The following is a 23,648-nucleotide window of genomic DNA, read 5'->3' on the forward strand; positions in this document are numbered from 1 at the left end:
GCTCCGCTGTCCTACTGCGCTGAAGGCGCTACAGGGATCCGTTGTGCTCGGACGGCCACAGATTCAGAAGATGGATTTTCCTTCTTGGCCTGGGGTGGGCTGGCAGGAGCATCCGGTTTATCGTCAGGCGTGTGCTGCGCGCTCAAACACCTCGTCGGCCCATTGGTTCAGGCTCTTGCCAGCAGCTTGGGCGGCAATGGTCGCGGCAGCATGCACTTCAGGACGAATGCGCAGCATCACCTTTCCAGAGGCAGGCTTCTCGGGGCTTACCCCTTGTTCGACACAGTCCGCCAAATAATCCTCGATAGCACTAGCAAGTTCGGCGCGCAGTTCTGTCACTGAGGCGGCGTGAAAGCTGATGATGTCACGTACTCCCAGAACTCGACCGACGAAGATGTCGTCACGCTCATCAAACTCAACACGGGCTGTGTAGCCCTTATAGGTCATGCTGTTCATAGTTCAACTCCTGCCCGCTGGAGAAATTCTCGAGCTTCTTCTACCTGATACTTCTTGGCTTCCTTTCCAGGATGCGGCCGATGGCAGCGCCACTGGGTCTCTCGTAACACGAGCTTGACCCGCGATCCTTGGCGCTCCAGTATTTGGCCGCCCAAATGAACGACTAAGGCCTCAATGTCAGCAAACACTACTGCCGCGCTGGTTGGCGTGCGGTAGATCGCTTCTAGGATTTTCCGGTGCCTGTTCTTCATTTCGCTCATGCTATCAAAAAAAGATAGCAGGATCCTATCAGTACAAATCCACCAAGGCTTGGACCAGAGACGAGATTTTCATTTCTGCCTTTTTCTAAAGGAACAAATCTGTCCATACCCTACGCTCTGGTGCGGCTTCCTATGCAAGGATCCAAAAAAAATCCGCTCTTTAATCGGACAGCAAACGATCTTTCATGCTGATCCAATTCAACCAATACTCCACCCCAATAACCACTCACTAAAAGCCCTCACCTCCACCTGCCGCTCCCGCCCCGGCACGCACACCACCGTATATCGCGCGCCCGCCAAACGAACCTCAGGCCGGTAATCAATCAACTCCCCCCGCGCAACCGCGTCGGCAACCAGCACATTGCTGGCGAGCACCAGCCCATGCCCGGCGATCGCCGCTTGCAGGGCGTGCTGTTCCTCGTCATAACGCCGAAAACGCGCATTTTCCAGCCAGCCCAGGGTACCGGCCTTGGCGCACCATGCCGGCCAGTCGATCGCCACCTTGGCGCTGCTCAGCCATGGCACGTCGATCAGTTCAACAGGCGAGCCTGCTGCGGGTGGTTGCCAGCCGGGGCGGCAATACACACCGAAATACTCATCCAGCAACGGCTGTTCGAACAGCTGTGGATCCGGCGTGAACAGGGCGCGGATCGCCAGGTCGATGCTGGCGTCACGTCGCAGGTCCACTACGTCGTTGCTGCTGTGCAGGCTGACGTCGATCTCCGGATGCAACCGGTGGAAATCCCCGAGCCGAGGGATCAGCCACAGACTGGCGAACGCCGGCGTAGTGCTCACCACCAGCGACTGGGCGGCACACAAGGGCGACAGTATTTGCAGGCCCTGTTGGATATCGAGCAGGGCGCGGTGCATGTAAGGGTGAAGGCGCTCGCCGTCGGCGCTCAGGCGCACGTTTTGGCTGGAACGTTCGAACAGGCGTACACCCAGGAAGGCTTCAAGGCTTTTGACTTGATGGGAGATCGCCGCCGGGCTGATGTTCAGTTCCTGGGCCGCGGCCTTGAAGCTGCCCAGCCGTGCGGCGGACTCGAAGCCGCGCAAGGCGGTGAGGGGCAGTTTGGCGAACATGCGGGTGGGTTACTCAGGTTGAGCGTGGCTCAATTTAGCTCAATTGTGCGCGGGGGCTCAACTTGCCAGGCTGTGGTCTTCCAACCCAGCCAAGGAGCCCAGCAATGCAAGGCACGCCCCGTAAAATCCTCCAGGCCATCCTCTATGAAGCCGGCGGTGTGCTGTTCGTGGCACCGGCGCTGGCGCTGACCTACGAACAAGGAATGGGCTATTCAACCCTGCTGTCCCTGGTGATTTCCGCCGTTGCGCTGGCCTGGAACATGCTTTTCAACGGCCTTTTCGAATGGTGGGAGCGTCGCCAACCCAGCCGCCATCGCAACTGGCAGCGGCGGTTGCTGCATTCCCTTGGTTTTGAAGGCGGCTTGACGCTGATCCTCACGCCGGTGATTAGCGCATGGTTGGGCATCAGCCTGTGGCTGGCGCTGGTGACCAACCTGGGGTTGTTCGTGTTTTTCTTTTTTTACTCGCTGGTTTTTCAGTGGGTGTTTGATCGAGTGTTTGATGTTCCGCTTTCGGCGCAGGCCGATCAGGGTTCCGTTTCCAACGCCCGTTGAGAGGAGTAGGAGGACGGATTGGACAGATGCATGGCAAAACAGTAGCGTTCAATTCCCAACTCAAAAACCTCAGGGACGGCTATGTCACTCAGACTCGTTTCGTTAATGGCAGTAGCCTCCCCATTGCTCGTGGGCTGTATTTTTCTGCCCATGAGCGCAGAGGAAAAGGCGAAGTACGCCGAGTACCATCGTACTACCGAGTCTCCTGCAACCTATGAGGCTATGGACTGCAATACGTTGTTGATTACTCGGGACAGCTATGACCAGTACCCCACGCCTCGGACTGAAAGAATCCGGCAAGCGATTCATCAAGTGGTCGCTCAGCGAGATTGCTCCCGCGGCGGCGCAACCCAGCCAAATGCTGCCGCCGATCCTGTTCCCTCTGCGGCAGCAGCGCCAGCCCCGATACTTGCCAAAAGTATTGCCGCCCCCGTGCCCGTCGCGGCTGGACACCTAGGGGCGCACCTCGGCGCAGTCACCCCTGCTGTTGTTAAGAGCTTCGGTTTGCCTTCCGAGAAAGGGGTGTTGGTGTTTGGTCCGGAGGCAGGGGCCGATTCCGCGAAAATGGGGCTTTTGGCGGGGGACATCATTTTGGAAATCGCCGGGGCGGTGGTGAACAGTCCTTCCGAGGTCACGGCCATCATCGGTCGCATGACGCCGGGTGACAGCGCTTCGATAAAGGTCTGGCGTTATCGGGCGGTGACGGATGTTCGGGTTGTTGTTTCTGACGGGAGTACGGCACTCTGATGCAAGACACGTAACTTATCTCGCCCGTTTCACAAGGCTTGGAGTAGAGTGCGGATTGCTCTTTTTCCGGCCCGCATTCTTGAGTGACCGCATGAAATTCCTCCTAGGCATATTCGCCGTTGCTCTGCTGGCAGGCTGTTCGACGCTCTCTGAAACCTTTGATGATCGTCCAAGCTGTGGCCCCCATCCGTATTGCGGGACCTCTACCGATATTGAAGTGATCAAGGCCGCCACGGACGAAAACGCCGGGGTATTTCGTGTCTTGGCACCACTGGAATTGATTGACCTGCCGTTCAGCCTGGTCGCCGATACGTTATTTTTGCCCTATACCCTGTTTGCTAAAGAACCGACTCGGAATTAGTTGGACCGGCCCCGAAATTCGGGGCTGCGGAGGTCTAAAGGCTGGGCCATCCACATTCCCACGACCCGGAAACAAAGAGCCCGCACACTCATGACGAGGTGCGGGCTCTTGATGACTCAAGGGTGCAATCAGAGACGCATGCCTTTGAACGGGTTCCAGCCTTGTTCGCCTTTCACTTCCTTGAGGTAGTACGCGTAGTTGGCCATCAGCGCGTACATCATCGACATGGCAACGCTCAGCCCCGTGCTCAACGGCCGCGGAAACTCCATGCCAATGATGGCGAAAATGACGCTCAAGGCGATGTTGATCGCCAGGAAAATACCCAGCAGCGCCAGGTTCTTCTTCCAGAGGCCCAGGACGAACAGGTAGATAGGGCCGAAGAAAAATGCGATCACGTTTGCATTGATGAGGATTTTTTTCTTGAAGCCAGGCAGCGCCTTGAAGGCTTCCTTGTAGCGCGGGTCGCTTGGCGCACCGTAGGTGTCAAAGAAGTCGAAGCGTTCCTGCCATTTGGCGCTGTATTTACCGGTGCTTCCTACTTGTTCAGTCGTGCTCATTTTCAAGGCTCCTGTTTTCCATAATTAATTTTTTCTTTCTTCCAAGAAATCCTGTGCTCTGGTTCAGAGCATTGGCTGCTTTGGTTTTTGTCGCAGAACGCGCGTGAATCTTCAGGGCGCCCATTTTGCCGCTTTATGGCGGGAGGTGTGGAACATTCCGCACTGGCCGCTTGTGCGGTCGCCTGGTCTGTGACGGGCTTCACTCTATTGATTCGCTGGATTGCCCGGTAAAAAGTTTTCGGTATACAGAATGAGCCTCATACTCCCAGTTTTACACCGTGGATAACCAGAAGAGGCGATGTTTTGTCGAGCGATCAACCCCATTTGCATGAGCTAACGCTGAAGCACATTTACGACGGTTTCAAGCAACTGATCCCCATTTCTCTTTTTGTCGTCGTGTTCGGCGTTGCTTTCGGCCTGGCGGCTGCGCAAACGGGCTTGAGCGATGCGTCAGCCGTGCTCATGAGCACCCTGGTTTTTGCGGGCGCTTCTCAATTTGCCGCGCTGGATCTGTGGGGGCAGCAAGTGCCGGTCGTTCCGCTGATGATCACCGTTTTCGCGATCAACGCCCGGCACCTATTGATGGGCGCGACACTTTAGCCGTGGTTGCGGGAGCTGCCCGTCGCCAAACGCTACGGTGTCATGCTGGTTGTTTCGGACGCCAACTGGGCCATGGCGATGCAGGCGTTCAGTCGGGGCAAGCCGGGGCTGGGGATTCTATTCGGCGGCGGCATTGCGCTCTGGGTCACTTGGATCCTGGGCAGTTGGCTGGGGCTTCACTTTGGCAGCGCCATCGAGAACCCGGTCAGTTTCGGGCTCGATATGGTGATGGGCTGTTTCTTGTTGGCGATGGTCGTGGGCGGGAAAAAGAACCTGCGCATGTTCATCATCTGGACGGTGGCGGCCTGCTCATCGCTATTGGCCTTCTGGTATTTGCCGGCTAACAGCCATGTCGTGGTGGGCGCTTTGGCGGGAGGCGTTCTGGGCGCCGTGTGGATGGAGAAACAACGATGAACATTGAAACGGCGGGTTATGGCACCTTGCTTGTCATCTTGATCATGGCCGCAGTGACCTTGGCCACTCGGTGGGGCGGTGTTTTCGTGATGTCGTTCGTGCCGATCAACTATCGGGTGCAGCAGTTCATCACAGCCATGTCCGGCTCGGTGTTGGTGGCGGTACTGGCTCCGCTGGCGGTTAAAGGTGACAACGGCGCACGCCTGGCTTTGCTGGCCACCGCAATCGTCATGCTGACCCTTAAAAAGCCGCTGCCGGCAATTGCGGCCGGCATACTTGCAGCGGCTTTAGCCAGACAGTTTTGAACGGCCGAGTCGCCCGCTTACAAACGGGCGACGGAGGCTCATCAACGCCCAGGTCAAAAACTCAGCGCAGCCGCTTCGCCGAACGAGTGATCTTGTACACCTGTCATAAAATGCAGCGACATCTCTTGGGGCGCCTCGATGGGGGGAATTTCAAAACTTCCCACTACCTGTCCCTGAAGCGCACTCAACCGCATCGACTCTTCTTCCTTTAACTTTGCCATTCTCGCGTGGTTCGCTGCGATTTCGTTGAGAGTTGACACGGTACATCTCCGTTTGCTGACCAAGCATTGATTAATTTGCCGCCGCGTCAGAATTATGTCGTTCTTGGCTGCTGAGACAGGCCAGTGCAAACCCTGAGCCAGACATGGTCGCCTGCAGATTCCAACATTTAACAGGTGACGAATGGTGGGAAGACGCGCATCGACGCTGGCAACGATGCAACCATGCCTCAAGAATAAGTCACTGATAATACAAGCCGAGGGTCAATCTGCATCGGTGCGGTAGACGCTTGTCCCCTGTGTTGATTGCCTGTTCATCACGACCACACCGACTCCGATCAGGCTGGTGACCACCGCCAGCAGCAGAATCACTTCCTGCGTCCCAACAGGCGCCGCCAACACCGCGACGAGCAAGCCCGCGAACGGTTGCGAGAGGTTGTTGAGCAGCGTAATCACGCCGACGGTCTTGCCAAAGTCCTGTGGGGGAATGACCTGCTGACGGATGCTGCGCATGTACACGTTGAACATCTTGTCGAAGCCGACGATCAGCAGGAAACCGACGACGTACCCCCAGAGGGTCGGGCTGAGCGCGGTGATGAAAGCGCCGACGGCAATCAGCGTGTAGGAGAGGGCGCCGAGAAGTTTCAAGGGCAAGGTGATCCGGGCCAGGAGAAACAGGATGACGATGGTGGTCACGGCACCGGCCGCCTGCAACCCGGCGTAATCATCTTTTCCGGCGCCATAATGGCCGATGACCATGGCTGCCGACGTGGCGAGGGTGACGCCGATGATCAGGTTGACGCCCACCGCCAGGCTGATGACTTTTTTCAGTTCCGCCAGGTTGCAAATGTGGCCCAGGGCAATGCGCAGCGGGTTCAACCAGAGGTCATGGTGTTGCTCGAAGGACTCAAGGGCGACCGAGCTGGTGCGCTGCCAGTACAACATGGCCAGGTCTGCCAGCAGGAACAGCCCGGCGATCGCCAGCACCACCCAGTGCCACGCCCACACCTCAAGCAGCAGCGCAGCGACCAGCGGGCCCAGTACCAAGCCGGTCTGGTCGGCGATTTGCGAATAGGACAGCGTCTTGGTGTAGGTGTAGTGCTTGAAGATGTAAGGCAAGACCACTTCGCGGGCCATGATGCCTTGGGTGGTCAACACGCCACAGAGGGCCGACAGTGCCACGATCCAATAGACACCGCCGAAGACGCCATAGAGCACGACTGCGACGCCGCAGGCTGCGGCGCGATAGACCTGGCTGATGTGCAGGATGCGAATCGGCGGGAACTTGTCGCACAGCGCGCCGCAGATCGGGAACGCCAGGTAGCGCGGCAGGGATTCGACAAAGAACGCCAGGCCCGCCCAGGAGACGCTGTTGGTGGTCTGGAAAACAATCAGCGGGACGATGAACAGCAAGATCTGATCGGCCAACCGCGAGAGGAACATCGAGACGAAAAAAGCCAGGTAATCCTTGCGCATGGAGCTCCTTGATTGCGGTGTTCAGGTGTTTCCGGTCCAGGCAAGCGACGCGCAGCGTGATATGGAACTAATATCACCGTTAGTCTCTATATCTTTACAGGGGATGTCCCTTTTTCGAGAGAACTGCCATGTTCAAATCGCGCTCGTTGATTGCTGCTGTTACCTGTTTCGCCTTGGCGGCGGGCCCAGGCATTGTTGTCGCGGACCCGGGAAACGGCAAGGGAAACGCTCAATTCGATCAAGGGCCCGGTCAAGGGCAAGGAGGCAAGGGCGGGCAGGGCAACAAAGGTGGGCAAGGCAATCCTGGTAACAAGGGTAATCAGGGCGGTCAAGGCAATCCCGGCAACAAGGGCAACCAAGGCGGCAAGGGAAACCAAGGCGGTGGCGGTGATTGGCATAACGCCCCCAGCATCGACCGGGGCGGCATCCTGGGTGTGATTGGGGGTTATCGCGATTATTGGAGCCCCGGCCCGGCATTGCCGCCGGGCATCCAGAAAAATCTGGCCCGAGGCAAGCCGTTGCCACCTGGCATTGCCAAGAAGCTCGATGGCCGGCTGTTGGGGCGCTTGCCGCACTATGACGGTTATGAATGGCAGCAGGTCGGCACGGACCTGATCCTGGTGGCGATTGCCACTGGCATCATTTATGAAGTGCTCAACGGTGCGTTCGACTGAGTCGGTACTTCCAGTTAGGAAATGAAACCTGTGGGAGCGGGCTTGCTCGCGATAGCGGTGTGTCATTCAACGTTGATTTGGCTGACGCGACGCCTTCGCGAGCAAGCCCGCTCCTACAGGTTTTGTATCAGCTCTCCAACTGCCGCAGGCGTTTGTACAAGGTATTGCGGCTGACCCCCAGTCGTCGCGCCAGGTGCGAGATATTCCCGCCCACGGCTTGCAACTGGCGGTTCAAGTCCTCGGCATCGTTGAGGTCCACCGTCAGTGGTTCAGGCGTTTCCACCGGTTCCATTTCCAGGTCGACAAAAAAGTCGTCGGGCAGGTGTTCCGGACGGATCGGCTGTTCCTCGGCCATCGCCAGGGCCACTTGCAGCACGCTGCTGACCTGTCGCAGGTTGCCCGGCCAGGGGTGGCGTTCAAACAGGTCCAATACCTCACGGCTCAGGCCGGCCCATTGGGTCGGTTCGCGGTGGTGTTCCCACAGGCGCTTGAACAGGGCCTGCTTGTCGCTGCGTTCGCGCAAGGGCGGCAGTTCCAGGGTCAGGCCGCCGATGCGGTAGTACAAGTCTTCGCGAAACCGCCCCAACTGCACCTGTTCGCGCAGCGAGCGGTTGGTGGCGGAGATGATGCGGATGTCCACCGGGAACAGCTCGGCGCTGCCCACCGGTTGCACACAACGTTCCTGCAACACCCGCAGCAGCCGGGCCTGGGTCGGCAGGGGCATGTCGCCGATCTCGTCGAGGAACAGCGTGCCGCGGTCGGCCTTGCGGATCAGGCCAATGCTGCCTTTCTGGTTGGCGCCGGTGAACGCGCCTTTTTCATAACCGAACAATTCCGACTCCACCAACTCGGCGGGGATCGCGGCGCAGTTCACGGCAATGAATGGCTGCTTGGCGCGCGAACTGGCCTGGTGCAGGGCCTTGACGAACACTTCCTTGCCGACGCCCGTCTCGCCATGGATCAACAGTGGAATGTCCTTCTCCAGCAAGCGCTCGGCCTGGCGCACGGCTTTCTCCACGCGGCTGTCACCGAAGTGCAGGGTGTTGAGGCCGATGATGTTGCTGGCGGGGGCCGGCGCAGGCGTTGCTTCGGTGAACACGCGTGCCCTGATCGACACCTGACTCGGGCGCCTGAGCAAACATTGGAATCGATTGCTGCCAGACGCTTGCAGGGCGAACGGCAGGCCGTCGGGCTGGTTCAGCAGTTCCAGCAGCGACACCTTGAACAGGCTTTCGATGCTGACCCGTGACAAGCTCAGGCCCAGCAGGTTATCCGCGCGTCGATTCGCCGAGAGCACCTGGCCGCTTTCATCGAAAATCAACAGCCCGGCCCACTGGCTGTCGAGGTTGTTCAAACCGGTGTTGAACGTCAGTTGGAAGTGTTCACCGCGAAACAGGTTGAGGATCAACCGGTTCTCCACGGTCTGGCTCATCATCTTGACCATGCCCAGGGTGTGGGACGGCGGCAGGTAGCTGTCGCTGGAGACGTCCAGCACGGCGATGACCTTGCGCTCGGCATCGAAGATCGGCGCGGCGGAGCCGGTCATGAAGCGGTTGGCCTTGAGGAAGTGTTCATCGTGTTCGATGTGCACCGCCTGTTCGCAGGCCAGCGCGGTGCCGATGGCGTTGGTGCCGGTGCAGCGCTCCATCCAGCTCGCCCCGGCGCTGAAGCCATGGGCCAGTTTCGGCTCGATGAAGCGCTGGGTGCCCCAGGAGGTCAGCACTTGGCCCTGGTTGTCGGCCAGCATGATCAGGCAATTGGAGTTGCTGAGGATGTTCTCGTAATACGGCAAGACCTCCTGATGGGTGGTCTGCACCAGCGAATGCTGGCTTTCCAGCAAGTGGGCGATGCCTTGGGCGGGCAACTGATCGAAGGCCGGCACGCTCTGGTGATTCAGGCCGAAGGCGCGGCAACGGGACCAGGAAGCCTGGATAATGGCCTCGTGGGACAAGGCAGGAGCAGGTGCGGCCATGGGGCACTCTCGCAGGAGCTGTTTTTATTGTTGTGGCAAGTCTCGCACAGACTCCTTGTGCTGGGGCAGGCCTGAATACCACTTCATACACAGATCCTGTGGGAGCGGGCTTGCTCGCGAAAGCGTCGTGACAGTCGACATTTGTGCTGGCTGACACACCGCCTTCGCGAGCAAGCCCGCTCCCACAGGATCGCAGCCAGGCTAGCCGAAAACGTTCTTTCAGTGTTGTTCAAAATTGTTCATTGTCAACCCGTCCATTGTTCAGTTGTTCATTCCTGATTGTTCACTTCTGTTCATCAACGAAAGCCTTTTGCCTGCTAATCCATGGAAACATCAGCCTGATCAAGGGCTTGTGATTTCTGGCACGGCTTTCGCTTTGGAGCTCGGGTCGCTTGACTCCAAATAATAAAAAGGCCGAGCCATGTCATTAAAGCTTGAGCACATCTGTCGCACCGTCGAAGGCCAGACCTGGATCGACGATGCCAATCTGAATTTCGAACCCGGATCCTTCAACGTCCTGCTCGGCCGCACCCTGTCCGGCAAGACCAGCCTCATGCGCCTGATGGCCGGTCTGGACAAGCCCGACAGCGGCCGCATCCTGATGAACGGCGTCGACGTTACCCACCGTCCGGTGCGGTTGCGCAACGTGTCGATGGTTTACCAGCAGTTCATCAACTACCCGACCATGACCGTTTTCGAAAACATCGCCTCGCCGTTGCGCCAGGCCGGTGTGTCCGAAGAAATCATCCAAAGCAAGGTCCTGGAAACCGCAAAAATGTTGCGGATCGAGAAGTTTCTCAAGCGCCATCCACTGGAATTGTCCGGCGGCCAGCAGCAGCGCACGGCCATGGCCCGGGCCTTGGTCAAGGACGCCGAGCTGATCCTGTTCGACGAGCCTTTGGTGAACCTCGACTACAAGCTGCGCGAAGAGCTGCGCCAGGAAATGCGCGAGCTGTTCCAGGCCCGCCACACCATCGCCGTCTACGCCACCACCGAGCCTAACGAGGCACTGGCCTTGGGCGGCACCACCACGATCCTCCACGAGGGCCGGGTGATTCAGAGCGGCAAGTCGTCTTCCGTCTACCACCAGCCGCAAACCGTGCTGGCCGCCGAGCTGTTTTCCGAGCCACCGATCAACCTCATGCCGGGTCGTATTGCCGGCAATGAAGTCAGCTTCGCCAATTTCGTGCATTTCCCGCTGAACGTCGACCTGCGCCCGGTGGGCGAGGGTGAGTTTCGTTTCGGCGTGCGCCCCAGCCATATTTCCCTGGTGCCAAGCAATGACGACGACCTCGAACTGGCGGTGACCGTCGAGGTAGCCGAGATCAGCGGCTCGGAGACGTTCCTGCATGTGCGCAACGAACATTTCCTGCTGGTGCTGCACTTGCCAGGGGTGCATGAGTACGACGTGGACGCGCCGATCCGCATCTACATTCCGACCCATAAACTGTTTGTCTTCGATGCCCAAGGCAAGCTGGTCCAGGCCCCGGGCCTGCGTATTGCGAGGGTTGCCTGATGGCTGAAATTCGTTTGCAGAACCTCGCCCACAGCTACACCAGCACCCCGGCGGGCCCCGAGGACTATGCGATCCGCGAGATGAACCATATCTGGGAGCAGGGCGGCGCCTATGCGCTGCTCGGCCCTTCGGGCTGCGGCAAATCCACCTTGCTCAACATCATTTCCGGCTTGCTCAGCCCTTCCGAAGGGCAGGTGATGTTCGACAGCAAAGTCGTCAACGACCTGACCCCGGAACGCCGGAACATCGCCCAGGTGTTCCAGTTCCCGGTGGTCTACGACACCATGACGGTGTTTGACAACCTGGCGTTCCCGCTGCGCAACCAGGGCATGGCCGAGGCGAGGGTCCACACCAAGGTGCAGGAAATCGCCGAGGTCCTGGACCTGCAGAACCTGCTGGACAAAAAGGCCCGCAACCTCACCGCCGATGAGAAACAGAAAGTCTCCATGGGCCGCGGGTTGGTGCGCGACGATGTGTCGGCGATCCTGTTCGACGAGCCGCTGACGGTGATCGACCCGCACCTGAAATGGAAACTGCGGCGCAAGCTCAAGCAGATCCACGAGCAGTTCAACATCACCATGGTCTACGTCACCCACGACCAGTTGGAAGCCTCGACGTTCGCCGACAAGATCGCGGTGATGTACGGCGGCCAGATCGTGCAGTTCGGCACGCCTCGGGATTTGTTCGAGCGCCCCAGCCACACCTTTGTCGGCTACTTCATCGGCAGCCCGGGGATGAACCTGATCGAGGTCACGGCGCAGCCCGGTGGCGTCGGCTTCGCCTCGACCCATTTGCCCCTGTCGGACACCTTGCAACGGCGTATCGCCGAAGCCGAGGGCAAAAGCCTGAAGGTCGGCATTCGCCCCGAGTTCGTGCATGTCTGGGATGGCCCTTACGACGACGCGATGCGGGCCGACGTGGTCCACGTCGAAGACCTGGGCACCTACAAGATCCTGACCCTCAACCTCGATGGCGCACCGCTGAAGGTCCGCCTGGCCGAAGACAAGCCTGTACCGGAAGGCACGGCGTACATCAGTTTCCCGGCGCAATGGCTGATGGTCTATGCCGATGAATATCTGCTCGAATCCACTGGCGAGGTGCAGCCATGAACAAGGTGCAGAACAACAAGGCCTGGTGGTTAGTGCTGCCAGTATTCCTGCTGGTGGCCTTCAGCGCCGTGATCCCGATGATGACGGTGGTCAACTATTCGGTGCAGGACATCTTCGATCAGTCCAGCCGCTACTTCGTCGGCGCCGATTGGTACAAGCAGGTGCTGCTCGATCCACGGCTGCACGATTCGCTGCTGCGCCAATTCATCTACTCGGCGTGCGTGCTGCTGATCGAAATTCCCCTGGGCATCGCCATCGCCCTGACCATGCCGACCAAGGGCAAGTGGTCGTCCCTGGTGCTGATCATCCTGGCGATTCCGTTGCTGATCCCGTGGAACGTGGTTGGCACCATCTGGCAGATTTTCGGCCGCGCCGACATCGGTTTGCTGGGCTCCACCCTTAACGGCCTGGGCATCAACTACAACTATGCGGCCAACACCATGGACGCCTGGGTCACCGTGCTGGTGATGGACGTCTGGCACTGGACGTCGTTGGTGGCGCTGCTGTGTTATTCGGGGCTGCGGGCGATTCCCGACGTCTATTATCAAGCGGCGCGGATCGACCGGGCGTCCAACTGGGCGGTGTTCCGGCACATCCAGTTGCCGAAGATGAAGAGCGTGCTGCTGATCGCCGTGATGCTGCGCTTCATGGACAGCTTCATGATTTACACCGAGCCGTTCGTGCTCACCGGCGGCGGGCCGGGTAACGCCACCACGTTCCTCAGTCAGACCCTGACGCAGATGGCCATCGGCCAATTCGACCTGGGCCCGGCGGCGGCGTTTTCCCTGGTGTACTTCCTGATCATTCTGTTGGTGTCCTGGCTGTTCTACACCGCCATGACGCACTCCGACGCCAACCGTTGAGGCCCGCACAATGAGCAAGAGAAAGCTGATACCCCTGCTGATCTACATCCTGTTCCTGCTGGTGCCCATCTACTGGCTGCTGAACATGTCGTTCAAGAGCAACACCGAGATCCTTGGCGGCCTGACCCTGTGGCCCCACGATTTCACCTTCCACAACTACAAGGTGATCTTCACCGACCCGAGTTGGTACACCGGTTACCTCAACTCGCTGTACTACGTGAGCCTGAACACGGTGATTTCCCTGGGCGTTGCGTTGCCGGCGGCCTATGCGTTTTCCCGTTATCGGTTCCTGGGGGACAAGCATCTGTTCTTCTGGCTGCTGACCAACCGGATGGCGCCACCGGCAGTGTTCCTGTTGCCGTTCTTCCAGCTGTATTCGTCCATCGGCCTGTTTGACACCCATATCGCCGTGGCCCTGGCTCACTGCCTGTTCAACGTGCCGTTGGCGGTGTGGATCCTCGAAGGGTTCATGTCCGGGGTGCCGAAAGAAATTGACGAGACCGCCTACATTGACGGCTACAGTTTCCCCAAGTTCTTCGCCAAGATCTTCATTCCGTTGATCGGCTCCGGCATCGGCGTCACGGCATTTTTCTGCTTCATGTTTTCCTGGGTCGAGCTGTTGCTGGCCCGTACGCTCACCTCGGTGAATGCCAAGCCGATCGCGGCGGTCATGACCCGTACGGTGTCGGCGTCCGGTATCGACTGGGGGGTGCTGGCGGCGGCGGGGGTGTTGACCATCCTGCCGGGCATGCTGGTGATCTGGTTCGTTCGCAACCACGTAGCCAAGGGCTTTGCCCTGGGCCGGGTCTGAGGAGTCGATGATGGAATGGATGAACTGGACCGTCCCGACGGCGGCGTTTTTTGGTGTCATCGCCTTGCTGCTGGTGGGCATGACGACGTGGGAATTGCGTTCGCCGAGTATCCCTCGGCGTGGTTTCCTGCCGATTGCCACGACCCGTGGCGATCGGTTGTTTATTGGTCTTCTCGGTAGCGCCTATCTGCACCTGCTGGTGATTGGCGTGACCGACTGGAGCATCTGGATAGCGTTCGCGTTGTCTTTGGTGTGGCTGTTGGCAGTGATGCGGTGGGGCTAATCGCGACAACGCGACGATCAGGCTCTTAAACCCAAACAGGAGAGGTCTCTATGTTCGATAAAAACAATAAGCTGCGACATAGCGTTTCATTGGCAGCCATGCTGGCACTCAGCGGGCTGAGCGCTACGGCCTGGGCCGACGCCTATGAAGACGCCGCTAAAAAATGGATCGGCAGTGAATTCAAGCCGTCGACCCTGACAGCCGAGCAGCAGCTTGAAGAATTGAAGTGGTTCATCAAGGCCGCCGAACCGTTTCGCGGGATGAAAATCAACGTAGTGTCGGAAACCATCGCCACCCACGAGTATGAATCCAAGGTATTGGCCAAGGCCTTTAACGAAATCACCGGGATCCAGCTGACTCACGACCTGCTTCAGGAAGGCGACGTGGTGGAGAAGCTGCAGACCCAGATGCAGTCGGACAAGAATATCTATGACGGCTGGGTCAACGACTCGGACCTGATTGGCACGCACTTTCGCTACGGCAAAACCGAGTCGATCACCGACCTGATGGCCAACGAAGGCAAGAACTTCACTTCGCCGACCCTGGACCTGAAGGACTTCATCGGTATTTCCTTCACCACCGCGCCGGACGGCAAGGTTTATCAACTGCCCGACCAGCAGTTCGCCAACCTGTACTGGTTCCGCGCCGACTGGTTCGAGCGTGCGGACCTGAAGGCCAAGTTCAAGGAAAAGTACGGCTACGAGTTGGGCGTACCGGTGAACTGGTCGGCCTATGAAGACATCGCCAAGTTCTTCTCCGAAGACGTCAAGGAAATCGACGGCAAGCGCGTCTACGGCCACATGGACTACGGCAAGAAAGACCCGTCCCTGGGCTGGCGCTTCACCGATGCCTGGTTCTCCATGGCCGGTGGCGGCGACAAGGGCCTGCCCAACGGTTTACCCGTGGACGAGTGGGGCATTCGTGTCGAGGACTGCCATCCGGTCGGTTCCAGCGTGACCCGTGGCGGCGACACCAATGGTCCTGCGGCCGTGTTCGCCACCACCAAATACGTGGATTGGATGAAGAAATACGCGCCACCGGAAGCGGCGGGCATGACCTTCTCCGAATCCGGCCCGGTGCCGTCCCAAGGCAACATCGCCCAGCAGATTTTCTGGTACACCGCTTTCACCGCCGACATGACCAAGCCGGGCCTGCCGGTGGTGAATGCCGACGGCACGCCGAAATGGCGCATGGCGCCGTCGCCACGCGGTCCGTATTGGGAAGAGGGCATGAAGCTGGGGTATCAGGACGTGGGTTCGTGGACGTTCATGAAGTCCACGCCTGAGAAGCAGAAACTCGCGGCCTGGCTCTATGCGCAGTTCGTGACGTCCAAGACGGTATCGTTGAAGAAGACCATCGTCGGCCTGACGCCGATTCGTGAGTCGGACATCAACTCCCAGGCCCTGACCGACCTGGCGCCGAAGCTCGGTGGCCTGGTGGAGTTCTACCGCAGCCCGGCCCGCGTGCAATGGACCCCGACCGGGACCAACGTGCCGGATTATCCACGCCTTGCGCAACTGTGGTGGAGCCACATCGCCGAAGCGGCCAGCGGCGAGAAGACCCCACAGCAAGCCCTCGATGGCTTGGCCAAGGACCAGGACGCGATCATGACGCGTCTGGAACGCTCCAAGGCCCAAGCCACCTGCGCACCTAAGATGAACCCTGAGCGCGACGCGCAATACTGGTTCGACCAGCCGGGTGCTCCGAAGCCGAAACTGGCGAACGAGAAGCCGAAAGGCGAAACCGTGAGCTACACCGAGCTGTTGAAGTCGTGGGAGGCGGCCCGCAAGTAAAGCCCCCGCTGTGAGTGTGAAAACGGCACCGAAAGGTGCCGTTTTTTTTTTGCCTGGGCTTACGGCGACAGGCAGGCCCACCGCCTTCGCGAGCAGGCTCGCTCCCACAGGGTTTTGTGGTGAATGCAGGTATTGCTGGCACCATAAGTCCACTGTGGGAGCGGGCTTGCTCGCGAAAGCGGCGTGCCTGTCACCGGAATGCTGAATGTCCCGCCGCCATCGCGAGCAAGCTCGGCTCCCACAGGGTTTGTGGTGAACGCAGATATTGCTGGCACCACAAGTCCACTGTGGGAGCGGGCTTGCTCGCGAAAGCGGCGTGCCTGTCACCGGAATGCTGAATGTCCCGCCGTCATCGCGAGCAAGCTCGGCTCCCACAGGGTTTTGTGGTGAATACAGATATGGCTGACATCACAAGTCCAGTGTGGGAGCGAGCCTGCTCGCGAAGGCGGTGGGTCAGCTTGCATCAGTATTGACTGTGCCGCCGCCATCGCGAGCAAGCCCGGCTCCCACAGGGTTTTGTGGTGAACGCAGATATGGCTGGCACCACAAGTCCACTGTGGGAGCGGGCTTGCTCGCGAAAGCGGTGTACCTGTCACGGGTATGTTTGAATGTCCCGCCGCCATCGCGAGCAAGCCCGGCTCCCACAGGGTTTTGTGGTGAACGCAGATATGGCTGGCACCACAAGTCCACTGTGGGAGCGGGCTTGCTCGCGAAAGCGGTGTACCTGTCACGGGTATGTTTGAATGTCCCGCCGCCATCGCGAGCAAGCTCGGCTCCCACAGGGTTTTGTGGTGAACGGAGATATGGCTGGCACCACAAGTCCACTGTGGGAGCGGGCTTGCTCGCGAAAGCGGTGTGCCTGTCACCGGAATGCTGAATGTCCCGCCGCCATCGCGAGCAAGCTCGGCTCCCACAGGGTTTTGTGGTGAACGCAGATATGGCTGACATCACAAGTCCACTGTGGGAGCGGGCTTGCTCGCGAAAGCGGTGTGCCTGTCACCGGAATGCTGAATGTCCCGCCGCCATCGCGAGCAGGCTCGGCTCCCACAGGGTTTTGTGGTGAATGCAGGTATTGCTGGCACCACAAGTCCACTGTGGGAGCGAGCCTGCTCGCGAAGGCGGTGGGTCAGCTTGCATCAGTATTGACTGTGCCGCTGCAACCGCGAGCAAGCCCGCTCTCACATTTGATCTTCAGTGGACGTAAGCCCGGTTTAGAACTTGAAGCGCCCCACCAACCCCTTGAGCTGTCCAGAAATATCCGTCAAGCGCCCCGAGCCGGTCTGCGCCGTGTGAGCAAACTCTTCAACCAGCTGCGCATCGGCATGAATCTGCGCGATGTGCCGGTTGATGTCCTCGGCGACCTGGTGCTGTTGCTCTGCCGCCGTGGCGATTTGCGTGTTCTGGTCGCGAATCGAGTCCACCGAGTTGCGGATCTTGTCGAAGCTGTCCCGCGCCTGCTGGATGCGCTCGACGCTGGTGTGTGACACCTGCAGGCTGCTTTGCATCTGCTGGGTTACTTCCTGGGTGCGCCGTGCGAGGTTGCCCAGCAGGCTGTCGATCTCGCCGGTGGAGTCGGCGGTGCGGCGGGCCAGGGCCCGTACCTCATCGGCTACCACCGCAAAGCCGCGACCCTGGTCACCGGCGCGCGCGGCCTCGATGGCGGCGTTGAGGGCCAGCAGGTTGGTCTGCTCGGCGATGGAACGAATGGTGTCGAGGATGGTGTTGATGTTCTTGCTGTCCTGCTCCAGCGCCTGCATGGTCTGGGTCGACTGCTGCAGGTCCTCGCTCAGTTTCAGCACGCTGCCCGTGGCTTCGCCGATATGGTGCTGACCATCGTGTACATCGCGATAGCCCTCGTCCGCACTGGTGGCGGCCTGGCTGCACGAGCGGGCCACTTCGTTGGCGGTGGCAACCATTTCGTTGAATGCGGTGCTCACCAATTCAACTGCCTGGCGTTGGCGCCCGGCGGCGTCGTTCATGTTCTGGGCCACGTGGCTGGTATCGGCTGCGGCGGTCTGCAAGTCGGAAGAGGCGCTGCCGATGCGCTGCATCAGTTGGGCGATCATGCCCAGGAATTGGTTGAACCAGCCCGCCAGGGTGGCCGTTTCGTCCTTGCCTTGCACCGAGAGTTTACGGGTGAGGTCGCCTTCACCCTCGGCGATTTCCTGCAGGCCGTTGGCTACGCCGCGAATCGGCCGCACGATGACGCTGGCGAAACTGGCGCCCACCACAGCGAAGACCGCGGCCAGCGCGGCGGCGATGATGGCGATCAGCCAAGTCAGGCTCGAAGCCTCGGCCATCACTTCATCGCGTTTGATCAGGCCAATGAAGCGCCAGCCCAACCCTTTGGAACTGACCACGTTGGCCATGTAGGGCACGCCGTCGATCTCGATCTGGGTCACGCCATCGCTGCTTTTGGCCAGCTCGGCATAGTTGGGGCCCAGGTCGGCCAGCGGCTTGAAGTTGTGCTTGGCATCGGCGGCGTCCACCAGGACGTTGCCGTTGGCTTCCACCAGCATCAGGTAGCCACTGTCGCCCAGCTTGATGTTCTTCACCAATTCGGTCAGTTGCTTGAGCGACACGTCCAGGCCGACCACGCCCACCAGCTTGCCGGCGGCGTCGGAAACCGTGTGCACGATGCCGATCAACGACACATCATCCGGCGCCCAATAATAAGCGTCGGTGCGCACGGTGGTGCCCGGCGCGGCGATGGCCGCCTTGTACCATGGACGCACCCGTGGGTCGTAGTTGGAGATTTTGGGGTCGTCAGGCCAACTGGCATAACCGCCGTCGGCCAAGCCCAGGGAAAGGTAGGCGGTCGTCGGGTGACTCTTGGCGAATCGGTCGAAGATCTCCAGCAGCTGTTTATTGTTCTCGGTAAGCGGGGTTTGTGCGGCGTCGGCACCGGAGTAGTTTTTCAGATCCTTGGCTGCGACGATCCGTGGATCCTTGGCGAAGTATTCGACGTTCTGGCTGATGCCATCGAAGAACTGCTTCATGCCGTTGTCGATCTGGCGGATTTCTCGGCCGCTGCTGTCCAGGAAGTTGGCTTTCGCAGCGTCGCGCAGGTTCAGTACGACAAGCACCGCCACCAGGATAACGGGAAGGCAGGCGATGGTCGCGAACGCCCATGTCAGCTTCTGTTTGATATTCATGACTTCTCCCGCGGAATATTTTAAGTGTTGGAACGGCGGAAACGGCTGTGGTTGGCGTTGCGAGTCTCTGGAAGGGAAAAGCGCCCATGCCTACTGCCAGTGTATCGACCAAAGTCTTAGGCACTTGAGGCTTGCCTTTTTTGGCGCGGGCCGACCGGTAGACGGCGCAGGTGCGAATGCAGCCGGCTTGACTTGTCTGGAAGATAACGTGGTCTGTGCTGCGCCTTCGCCCTTCGGCAGGGCACCCACGTGCAGCCAATCCTCATCTTTAATGTACTAACGAGGCCCTATGCCAAGCGCATTCGAGAGCGTACTCAAAAACAAGAACATGGCTTATCGGCCACTCGGATCGGCACCCGCCAGCCAGGCGCCGATCCGCGTCGCGTTTGTATTGATGGACAACTTCTCGATGATGTCTTTCACCGGCGCCGTGGACGCGCTGGTGACCGCCAACCTGATGAGCGACATGCCCCTCTACGAGGTGCTGACGGTGGGGGTGTCGGGTGGGCAGGTGACGAGCGACCTGGGCATTGTCATCTCGACGGACATCGAACTGGCGCAGATACCGGAAAACCAGGATGTGCTGATCGTTGCCGGGGGCTTTCGCGTGAAGTTGCAAGGCCATCCATTGCTGCGCCGCAAGCTGCGGGCCAACGCGACGTCCGGGGCGATCCTGGGCGGGCTGTGGAACGGCGCCTTCTTTGTGGCGGATGCCAATCTGCTGGATGGTTTCGAATGCGCTGTTCACCCCGAAAGCCGCGCCATGATGGCGGAGGTGTTCCCCCATGTGAAGGTGTCCAATCGAGCCTATGTGGTTGACCGGGAGCGGGTCAGTTGCGCGGGGGCCAACAGTTCGCTGCGCATGATGCTCCAGTTGATCCGCCAGACGGGCGGGGCGATGTTGGTGGGGGCTATCGAGGAAATCCTGCGTTGCGATGAGTCCGGCGAGGATGCGACAGACTTGCCGCCGGTTTTTGTCGAGACCGACCCGACGCTGCCGGAAAGCCTCAAGTTGGCGTTGGAACTGATGTGGCAGAACGTAGAAGAGCCCTTGACCATCGATGAACTGGCGGCGTGCGTAAAGATTTCCAAGCGCCAGTTGGAGCGGCGCTTCTGCAGTTTTCTCGGTGCGACCCCCACACGTTATTACCTGGAGCTGCGCCTGACGCGCGCGCGCCAACTCATCCAGCAGACCAATCGGTCCGTGACCGAAATCGCCGTGGCGACAGGTTTCGTCAGTTCGCCGCACTTCCAGCGTCGTTTTCGGGATTTCTTCGGTGTACCGCCTGGCAGCTACCGTTCGAAATCGGAGCGCAAGCAAGCCTTGCGATGAAGACGCTGGTTGATCAGGGATGAGTATCTGGGGCGGGGATAGGGCATTGCCGGGGAGCTATGTGGGAGCAAGGCTTGCCCGCGATGAAGATGACGCGATCTTCTGGGAAAACGAGGCGCCTGCATCGCGAGCAAGCTTTGCTCCCACACAGCTCACGCGTCAGCTGTTATCGTCGGTTTGTGTTTCGGTAGGCAGGTCTTCGGTTTGCGGTGCGGCTTGCGATGCGGTCAAGGTCGTCTCCTTGCACAGCGTCTTGCCGACTTCGTCGGCGATCGAGCCGTCGATGATTCGTCCTTGCATCTGGTCGAACTCGGCTTTCTCCAACCCTGCGAGACTGTTGTACATGCCCATGTGCCGTACATTGCGGCTGGCACAGTCGAGTTCCAGTTTCGTGTAGTTGGTGAAGTAAGTGCCCTTTCTCTGCACGGTGGCCTGGATGGCTGAACCGCTGTCGACAGACGAGACGATGGAGTACACGGCGTCCGAATCATCATATAGGTATTTGATGTTCTGAACGTCCGCGGTCGCACTGCACGCAATCGAGATTAAAGCGAAGGATATGGCGGTTTTCATGCTTTCTTCCGTGAATAAGCAAGTCGGGAGAGAATTGGTGGCAAAGTGAAATCATTTTGCCTAGGCTCTTGCGTTGGGTCAATTTACTTCAGACAGTATCAATGACCGTCGGTCAGAAACGAAATATTTTCGGGAACTTTATAGTTCGCCGTGCTTCGTGGCAACAGACGAGCGCGTTCAGATTAGACGATGATGCTGTCCGAAGCGTGCTGTAGCTCCAAATAGATCAAAGCCTGAATTTGACCCATCGTTAATCCAATGTGGGAGCGAGCTTGCTCGCGATGGCGTCAGGTCAGCTGATACTCATGTGATTGACACTCCGCTATCGCGAGCAAGCTCGCTCCCACAGGGGTTAAAGGTTGATCCATGTCATCTGTGGCAGTTTCTCCCACGGTGCTTCATGGCATCTGCGGCAATTCCTGCGGCCGCAGATCGAACACCAGCACCTCGGCATCCTGGCCATTGCTCAAGGTCAGGGCCTGCTCCTGGCGCACCCGCACGCCATCCCCTTCCTGTAATTGCACGCCGTTAAGCTCGACAGCGCCCCGGGCCACGTGCACGTAGGCATAACGATCCGCTGCCAGGGCCAGGGTGGCGCGTTGCTCGCCATCGAACAACCCGGCGTAGACCCGCGCGTCCTGGCGCACCTGGAGCGAGCCGTCGGCGCCATCCGGGGAGATGATCAATTGCAGGCGTCCCTGTTTCTGCTCGCGGCTGAAGTGCTCCTGTTGATAACGGGGGGTGGCACCGCTGACGTCGGGCACGATCCAGATCTGCAGGAAGTGCACCGGCTCGTCCGCGCTGTGGTTGAACTCGCTGTGGGCCACGCCGCTGCCGGCGCTCATCAACTGCACGTCACCGGGGCGAATGACCGAGCCCGTGCCCAGGGTGTCCTTGTGTTCCAGCGCCCCTTCGAGCACATAGGAAAAGATCTCCATGTCCCGGTGCGGATGCTGGCCAAAACCCTTGGCGGCGGCGACCCGGTCGTCGTTGATGACCAGCAGGTCGGAGAAGCCCTGTTCGTTGAGGTTGCGGTAGCTGGCGAACGAGAAGGTGTGGAACGAGGTCAGCCAGCCGTGGCGAGCAATGCCGCGGTCCGAAGCTTTGCGAAGGGTCAGCATGATGAATTCTCCTGATGTCTTTGGGCGGCGGCTGGGGCCGTTCGCCGGGTTCAGAAGAAGGTTAATGGTTACCGAGATATTCAATAAGCAGGTGGAAAATGAAAGACTGTCCGTTTTGAGTGGACAATCGAGAATGCCTACCGGCGGATGCTTCGCTTCGACATAATGCTAATCGTCAGCCCGACGATGAACCTGTGGGAGCGGGCTTGCTCGCGAAAGCAGCGCAACAAGCAGTATTTTCGTCGACTGACACACCGCTTTCGCGAGCAAGCCCGCTCCCACATGGGATCATCTGTGGCCTACAGTTCCCCTCGATTTTTTGGCGTCTTTCTTGATGAAAACCGTTGCAATGGTGCTGTTCCCGGATTTCTTGCTGCTCGACATGGCCGGGCCGCTGGAGGTGTTTTCCATCGCCAATCGTTACCTCGACACGAACCAGCGTTATCAACTGCTGACCCTGGGGACCGAACGCGGGCCGTTGCGCGCATCCAACGGCGTGGCGGTGCAGGCCGATATCCATATCGACCAGGCCTGGGCGGCCTATGACGTGTTGTTGGTGCCGGGCGGGCCGGGGGCCTATAACGACCAGCATCCGGGGCTGCACACCTGGCTGCGCGCCGCGGCGCAACGGGCGACGCGCTACGGTTCCATCTGCACCGGCGCCTTTGTGCTCGGTGAGGCGGGCTTGCTCGACGGTTATCGCGTCACTACCCATTGGCATTACACCGAACGCCTGATCCAGCATTTCCCCAAGGCCCTGGTGGAAACCGACAAGATCTTCCTGCAGGACCGCCGCCTGATCACCTCGGGCGGCGTCACCGCCGGGATCGACCTGGCCCTGTCCATCGTCGCCCAGGACCATGGCCGCAAAGTCGCGTTGGACGTGGCCAAGGTGTTGTTGGTGGTGATGAAACGCCAGGGTGGCCAGGCGCAGTTCAGTCCCTCGGTGGCGGCGGTGTCGACACAGGAATCGGCCATCACCCGGGTGCAGAATCATGTGATGGAGCACCTGGAAGAGCCCTTCACCATCGAACGCATGGCCGCGCTGGCCGCCATGAGTGCGCGGCATTTCGCCCGGGTCTTTGCCCGAGAAGTGAAGATGACGCCCATGGAGTTCCTGCAAGGCGCACGCATCGACCGGGCGCGTCAGTTGCTGGAAACCACTGACCTGCCACTCAAGACCGTGGCGTTTCGCAGCGGCTTCGGCAGTGTGCGGCACATGCGTTTTCTGTTCGGTGAAAAGCTCGGCCTGACTCCGGTGCAATATCGTCAGCAGTTCAGTTGAGCCGTCGGTGTCCGTCCAAGGCACCGTGATGTCCGTGGTGCTCCCTGTGCCAGCATTGTCCTGCGGCGTGCGCCTGCCAAGATAACGGCGACCCCCTTGGAAAGGATGCGCAGGAGCCCAGGGCAGACG

At 59.5% G+C, this 23,648-nt stretch carries 23 protein-coding genes and 3 pseudogenes; 14 read left to right on the top strand and 12 right to left on the bottom strand.

What is annotated here, in order from left to right; all coding sequences use genetic code 11:
- Positions 1-123: 123 nt before the first annotated feature.
- From M1D99_RS10350 to M1D99_RS10360, 3 genes are all read right to left on the bottom strand, one after another.
- A complete protein-coding gene (locus M1D99_RS10350; RefSeq protein ID WP_053123417.1) occupies positions 124-456 on the bottom strand; it encodes a type II toxin-antitoxin system HicB family antitoxin in 333 nt (110 codons plus the stop codon).
- Complete coding sequence (locus M1D99_RS10355) at positions 453-716, bottom strand: type II toxin-antitoxin system HicA family toxin (protein ID WP_331716618.1); 264 nt, start codon at positions 714-716, stop codon at positions 453-455. Before M1D99_RS10355 ends, M1D99_RS10350 begins: the two co-directional genes overlap by 4 nt.
- Positions 717-914: 198 nt before the next feature.
- Positions 915-1,799 (bottom strand): LysR substrate-binding domain-containing protein, encoded by an 885-nt coding sequence (locus M1D99_RS10360; RefSeq protein WP_458131732.1) that lies wholly within the window; start codon positions 1,797-1,799, stop codon positions 915-917.
- Positions 1,800-1,903: 104 nt separating this feature from the next.
- Between M1D99_RS10360 and M1D99_RS10365 the strand changes: the two genes are divergently transcribed.
- From M1D99_RS10365 to M1D99_RS10375, 3 genes are all read left to right on the top strand, one after another.
- Entirely contained in the window at positions 1,904-2,353 is a 450-nt protein-coding gene (locus M1D99_RS10365; RefSeq protein WP_458131733.1) for a PACE efflux transporter, read from the top strand.
- A gap of 105 nt (positions 2,354-2,458) precedes the next feature.
- Positions 2,459-3,100 carry a PDZ domain-containing protein gene (locus M1D99_RS10370; RefSeq protein ID WP_458131734.1) on the top strand — a complete coding sequence of 214 codons (642 nt, stop codon included), beginning with the start codon at positions 2,459-2,461 and terminating at the stop codon, positions 3,098-3,100.
- Between the two features lie 91 nt (positions 3,101-3,191).
- Entirely contained in the window at positions 3,192-3,461 is a 270-nt protein-coding gene (locus M1D99_RS10375) for a YceK/YidQ family lipoprotein (protein ID WP_458131735.1), read from the top strand.
- 128 nt (positions 3,462-3,589) lie between these two features.
- On the opposite strand, the gene M1D99_RS10380 is transcribed toward M1D99_RS10375, so the two are convergent.
- Entirely contained in the window at positions 3,590-4,018 is a 429-nt protein-coding gene (locus M1D99_RS10380) for a DUF2628 domain-containing protein (protein ID WP_458131736.1), read from the bottom strand.
- Entirely contained in the window at positions 4,005-4,142 is a 138-nt protein-coding gene (locus M1D99_RS10385; RefSeq protein ID WP_458131737.1) for a hypothetical protein, read from the bottom strand. The genes M1D99_RS10380 and M1D99_RS10385 overlap by 14 nt, the downstream gene beginning before the upstream one ends.
- Before the next feature lie 179 nt (positions 4,143-4,321).
- On the opposite strand from M1D99_RS10385, the pseudogene M1D99_RS10390 reads away from it, so the two are divergent.
- Positions 4,322-5,032 (top strand): annotated as a pseudogene (locus M1D99_RS10390) (AzlC family ABC transporter permease).
- Positions 5,029-5,337, top strand: coding sequence for an AzlD family protein (locus tag M1D99_RS10395; RefSeq protein WP_186707518.1), 309 nt, complete (start codon positions 5,029-5,031; stop codon positions 5,335-5,337). The pseudogene M1D99_RS10390 and the gene M1D99_RS10395 overlap by 4 nt, the downstream one beginning before the upstream one ends.
- Positions 5,338-5,390: 53 nt before the next feature.
- Here the strand turns inward: M1D99_RS10395 and M1D99_RS10400 are convergent, their stop codons facing one another.
- Positions 5,391-5,597: a hypothetical protein gene (locus M1D99_RS10400; RefSeq protein WP_027912993.1), complete on the bottom strand. Its 207-nt coding sequence runs from the start codon at positions 5,595-5,597 to the stop codon at positions 5,391-5,393.
- Between the two features lie 222 nt (positions 5,598-5,819).
- Positions 5,820-7,031, bottom strand: a complete 1,212-nt coding sequence (locus tag M1D99_RS10405) for an MFS transporter (RefSeq protein WP_458131738.1) — start codon at positions 7,029-7,031, stop codon at positions 5,820-5,822.
- A gap of 128 nt (positions 7,032-7,159) precedes the next feature.
- Between M1D99_RS10405 and M1D99_RS10410 the strand changes: the two genes are divergently transcribed.
- Positions 7,160-7,705 (top strand): anti-virulence regulator CigR family protein, encoded by a 546-nt coding sequence (locus tag M1D99_RS10410; protein WP_186707520.1) that lies wholly within the window; start codon positions 7,160-7,162, stop codon positions 7,703-7,705.
- A 127-nt stretch (positions 7,706-7,832) separates the two neighbouring features.
- Here M1D99_RS10410 and M1D99_RS10415 read toward each other — a convergent pair whose 3' ends face one another.
- Complete coding sequence (locus tag M1D99_RS10415) at positions 7,833-9,677, bottom strand: sigma-54-dependent Fis family transcriptional regulator (RefSeq protein ID WP_186707521.1); 1,845 nt, start codon at positions 9,675-9,677, stop codon at positions 7,833-7,835.
- Between the two features lie 421 nt (positions 9,678-10,098).
- On the opposite strand from M1D99_RS10415, the gene M1D99_RS10420 reads away from it, so the two are divergent.
- Genes M1D99_RS10420 through M1D99_RS10445 form a run of 6 tightly spaced genes read left to right on the top strand, consistent with a single transcriptional unit; the run spans position 10,099 to position 16,052 of the window.
- Positions 10,099-11,193 (top strand): ABC transporter ATP-binding protein, encoded by a 1,095-nt coding sequence (locus M1D99_RS10420; RefSeq protein WP_458131739.1) that lies wholly within the window; start codon positions 10,099-10,101, stop codon positions 11,191-11,193.
- Positions 11,193-12,302 (top strand): ABC transporter ATP-binding protein, encoded by a 1,110-nt coding sequence (locus M1D99_RS10425; RefSeq protein WP_186707523.1) that lies wholly within the window; start codon positions 11,193-11,195, stop codon positions 12,300-12,302. Before M1D99_RS10420 ends, M1D99_RS10425 begins: the two co-directional genes overlap by 1 nt.
- Positions 12,299-13,165, top strand: coding sequence for a carbohydrate ABC transporter permease (locus tag M1D99_RS10430; protein WP_030142069.1), 867 nt, complete (start codon positions 12,299-12,301; stop codon positions 13,163-13,165). The genes M1D99_RS10425 and M1D99_RS10430 overlap by 4 nt, the downstream gene beginning before the upstream one ends.
- Before the next feature lie 10 nt (positions 13,166-13,175).
- Complete coding sequence (locus tag M1D99_RS10435; RefSeq protein ID WP_014337490.1) at positions 13,176-13,976, top strand: carbohydrate ABC transporter permease; 801 nt, start codon at positions 13,176-13,178, stop codon at positions 13,974-13,976.
- A 10-nt stretch (positions 13,977-13,986) separates the two neighbouring features.
- Positions 13,987-14,259, top strand: coding sequence for a DUF2160 domain-containing protein (locus tag M1D99_RS10440; protein WP_186707524.1), 273 nt, complete (start codon positions 13,987-13,989; stop codon positions 14,257-14,259).
- 50 nt (positions 14,260-14,309) lie between these two features.
- Positions 14,310-16,052 carry an ABC transporter substrate-binding protein gene (locus tag M1D99_RS10445; RefSeq protein ID WP_186707525.1) on the top strand — a complete coding sequence of 581 codons (1,743 nt, stop codon included), beginning with the start codon at positions 14,310-14,312 and terminating at the stop codon, positions 16,050-16,052.
- A 1,211-nt stretch (positions 16,053-17,263) separates the two neighbouring features.
- On the opposite strand, the pseudogene M1D99_RS10450 reads toward M1D99_RS10445, so the two are convergent.
- Both M1D99_RS10450 and M1D99_RS10455 read right to left on the bottom strand, forming a co-directional pair.
- Positions 17,264-17,785 (bottom strand): annotated as a pseudogene (locus M1D99_RS10450) (methyl-accepting chemotaxis protein); the annotation flags it as partial.
- Positions 17,786-18,124: 339 nt separating this feature from the next.
- A pseudogene (locus tag M1D99_RS10455) lies at positions 18,125-19,207 on the bottom strand (HAMP domain-containing protein); the annotation flags it as partial.
- Positions 19,208-19,496: 289 nt separating this feature from the next.
- On the opposite strand from M1D99_RS10455, the gene M1D99_RS10460 reads away from it, so the two are divergent.
- A complete protein-coding gene (locus tag M1D99_RS10460) occupies positions 19,497-20,540 on the top strand; it encodes a GlxA family transcriptional regulator (RefSeq protein WP_186709725.1) in 1,044 nt (347 codons plus the stop codon).
- A 159-nt stretch (positions 20,541-20,699) separates the two neighbouring features.
- Here M1D99_RS10460 and M1D99_RS10465 read toward each other — a convergent pair whose 3' ends face one another.
- Complete coding sequence (locus tag M1D99_RS10465) at positions 20,700-21,113, bottom strand: hypothetical protein (protein WP_186709726.1); 414 nt, start codon at positions 21,111-21,113, stop codon at positions 20,700-20,702.
- A 398-nt stretch (positions 21,114-21,511) separates the two neighbouring features.
- Positions 21,512-22,234 carry a pirin family protein gene (locus tag M1D99_RS10470; protein ID WP_186709727.1) on the bottom strand — a complete coding sequence of 241 codons (723 nt, stop codon included), beginning with the start codon at positions 22,232-22,234 and terminating at the stop codon, positions 21,512-21,514.
- A gap of 334 nt (positions 22,235-22,568) precedes the next feature.
- Here M1D99_RS10470 and M1D99_RS10475 point away from each other — a divergent pair, with 334 nt between their 5' ends.
- Complete coding sequence (locus tag M1D99_RS10475; protein ID WP_458131740.1) at positions 22,569-23,519, top strand: GlxA family transcriptional regulator; 951 nt, start codon at positions 22,569-22,571, stop codon at positions 23,517-23,519.
- Positions 23,520-23,648: the final 129 nt, after the last annotated feature.

Source organism: Pseudomonas sp. R3-41 (assembly GCF_054161485.1).

Bases quoted from the DNA above. Each gene is read 5' to 3' on its own strand.
- M1D99_RS10375 (WP_458131735.1), top strand. From the start codon at position 3,192: ATGAAATTCCTCCTAGGCATATTCGCCGTTGCTCTGCTGGCAGGCTGT.
- M1D99_RS10415 (WP_186707521.1), bottom strand. From the start codon at position 9,677: ATGGCCGCACCTGCTCCTGCCTTGTCCCACGAGGCCATTATCCAGGCT.
- M1D99_RS10410 (WP_186707520.1), top strand. From the start codon at position 7,160: ATGTTCAAATCGCGCTCGTTGATTGCTGCTGTTACCTGTTTCGCCTTG.
- M1D99_RS10420 (WP_458131739.1), top strand. From the start codon at position 10,099: ATGTCATTAAAGCTTGAGCACATCTGTCGCACCGTCGAAGGCCAGACC.
- M1D99_RS10395 (WP_186707518.1), top strand. From the start codon at position 5,029: ATGAACATTGAAACGGCGGGTTATGGCACCTTGCTTGTCATCTTGATC.
- M1D99_RS10445 (WP_186707525.1), top strand. From the start codon at position 14,310: ATGTTCGATAAAAACAATAAGCTGCGACATAGCGTTTCATTGGCAGCC.
- M1D99_RS10370 (WP_458131734.1), top strand. From the start codon at position 2,459: ATGGCAGTAGCCTCCCCATTGCTCGTGGGCTGTATTTTTCTGCCCATG.
- M1D99_RS10405 (WP_458131738.1), bottom strand. From the start codon at position 7,031: ATGCGCAAGGATTACCTGGCTTTTTTCGTCTCGATGTTCCTCTCGCGG.
- M1D99_RS10350 (WP_053123417.1), bottom strand. From the start codon at position 456: ATGAACAGCATGACCTATAAGGGCTACACAGCCCGTGTTGAGTTTGAT.
- M1D99_RS10365 (WP_458131733.1), top strand. From the start codon at position 1,904: ATGCAAGGCACGCCCCGTAAAATCCTCCAGGCCATCCTCTATGAAGCC.
- M1D99_RS10465 (WP_186709726.1), bottom strand. From the start codon at position 21,113: ATGAAAACCGCCATATCCTTCGCTTTAATCTCGATTGCGTGCAGTGCG.
- M1D99_RS10440 (WP_186707524.1), top strand. From the start codon at position 13,987: ATGGAATGGATGAACTGGACCGTCCCGACGGCGGCGTTTTTTGGTGTC.
- M1D99_RS10355 (WP_331716618.1), bottom strand. From the start codon at position 716: ATGAGCGAAATGAAGAACAGGCACCGGAAAATCCTAGAAGCGATCTAC.
- M1D99_RS10460 (WP_186709725.1), top strand. From the start codon at position 19,497: ATGCCAAGCGCATTCGAGAGCGTACTCAAAAACAAGAACATGGCTTAT.
- M1D99_RS10425 (WP_186707523.1), top strand. From the start codon at position 11,193: ATGGCTGAAATTCGTTTGCAGAACCTCGCCCACAGCTACACCAGCACC.
- M1D99_RS10475 (WP_458131740.1), top strand. From the start codon at position 22,569: ATGAAAACCGTTGCAATGGTGCTGTTCCCGGATTTCTTGCTGCTCGAC.
- M1D99_RS10380 (WP_458131736.1), bottom strand. From the start codon at position 4,018: ATGAGCACGACTGAACAAGTAGGAAGCACCGGTAAATACAGCGCCAAA.
- M1D99_RS10435 (WP_014337490.1), top strand. From the start codon at position 13,176: ATGAGCAAGAGAAAGCTGATACCCCTGCTGATCTACATCCTGTTCCTG.
- M1D99_RS10430 (WP_030142069.1), top strand. From the start codon at position 12,299: ATGAACAAGGTGCAGAACAACAAGGCCTGGTGGTTAGTGCTGCCAGTA.
- M1D99_RS10470 (WP_186709727.1), bottom strand. From the start codon at position 22,234: ATGCTGACCCTTCGCAAAGCTTCGGACCGCGGCATTGCTCGCCACGGC.
- M1D99_RS10360 (WP_458131732.1), bottom strand. From the start codon at position 1,799: ATGTTCGCCAAACTGCCCCTCACCGCCTTGCGCGGCTTCGAGTCCGCC.
- M1D99_RS10385 (WP_458131737.1), bottom strand. From the start codon at position 4,142: ATGGGCGCCCTGAAGATTCACGCGCGTTCTGCGACAAAAACCAAAGCA.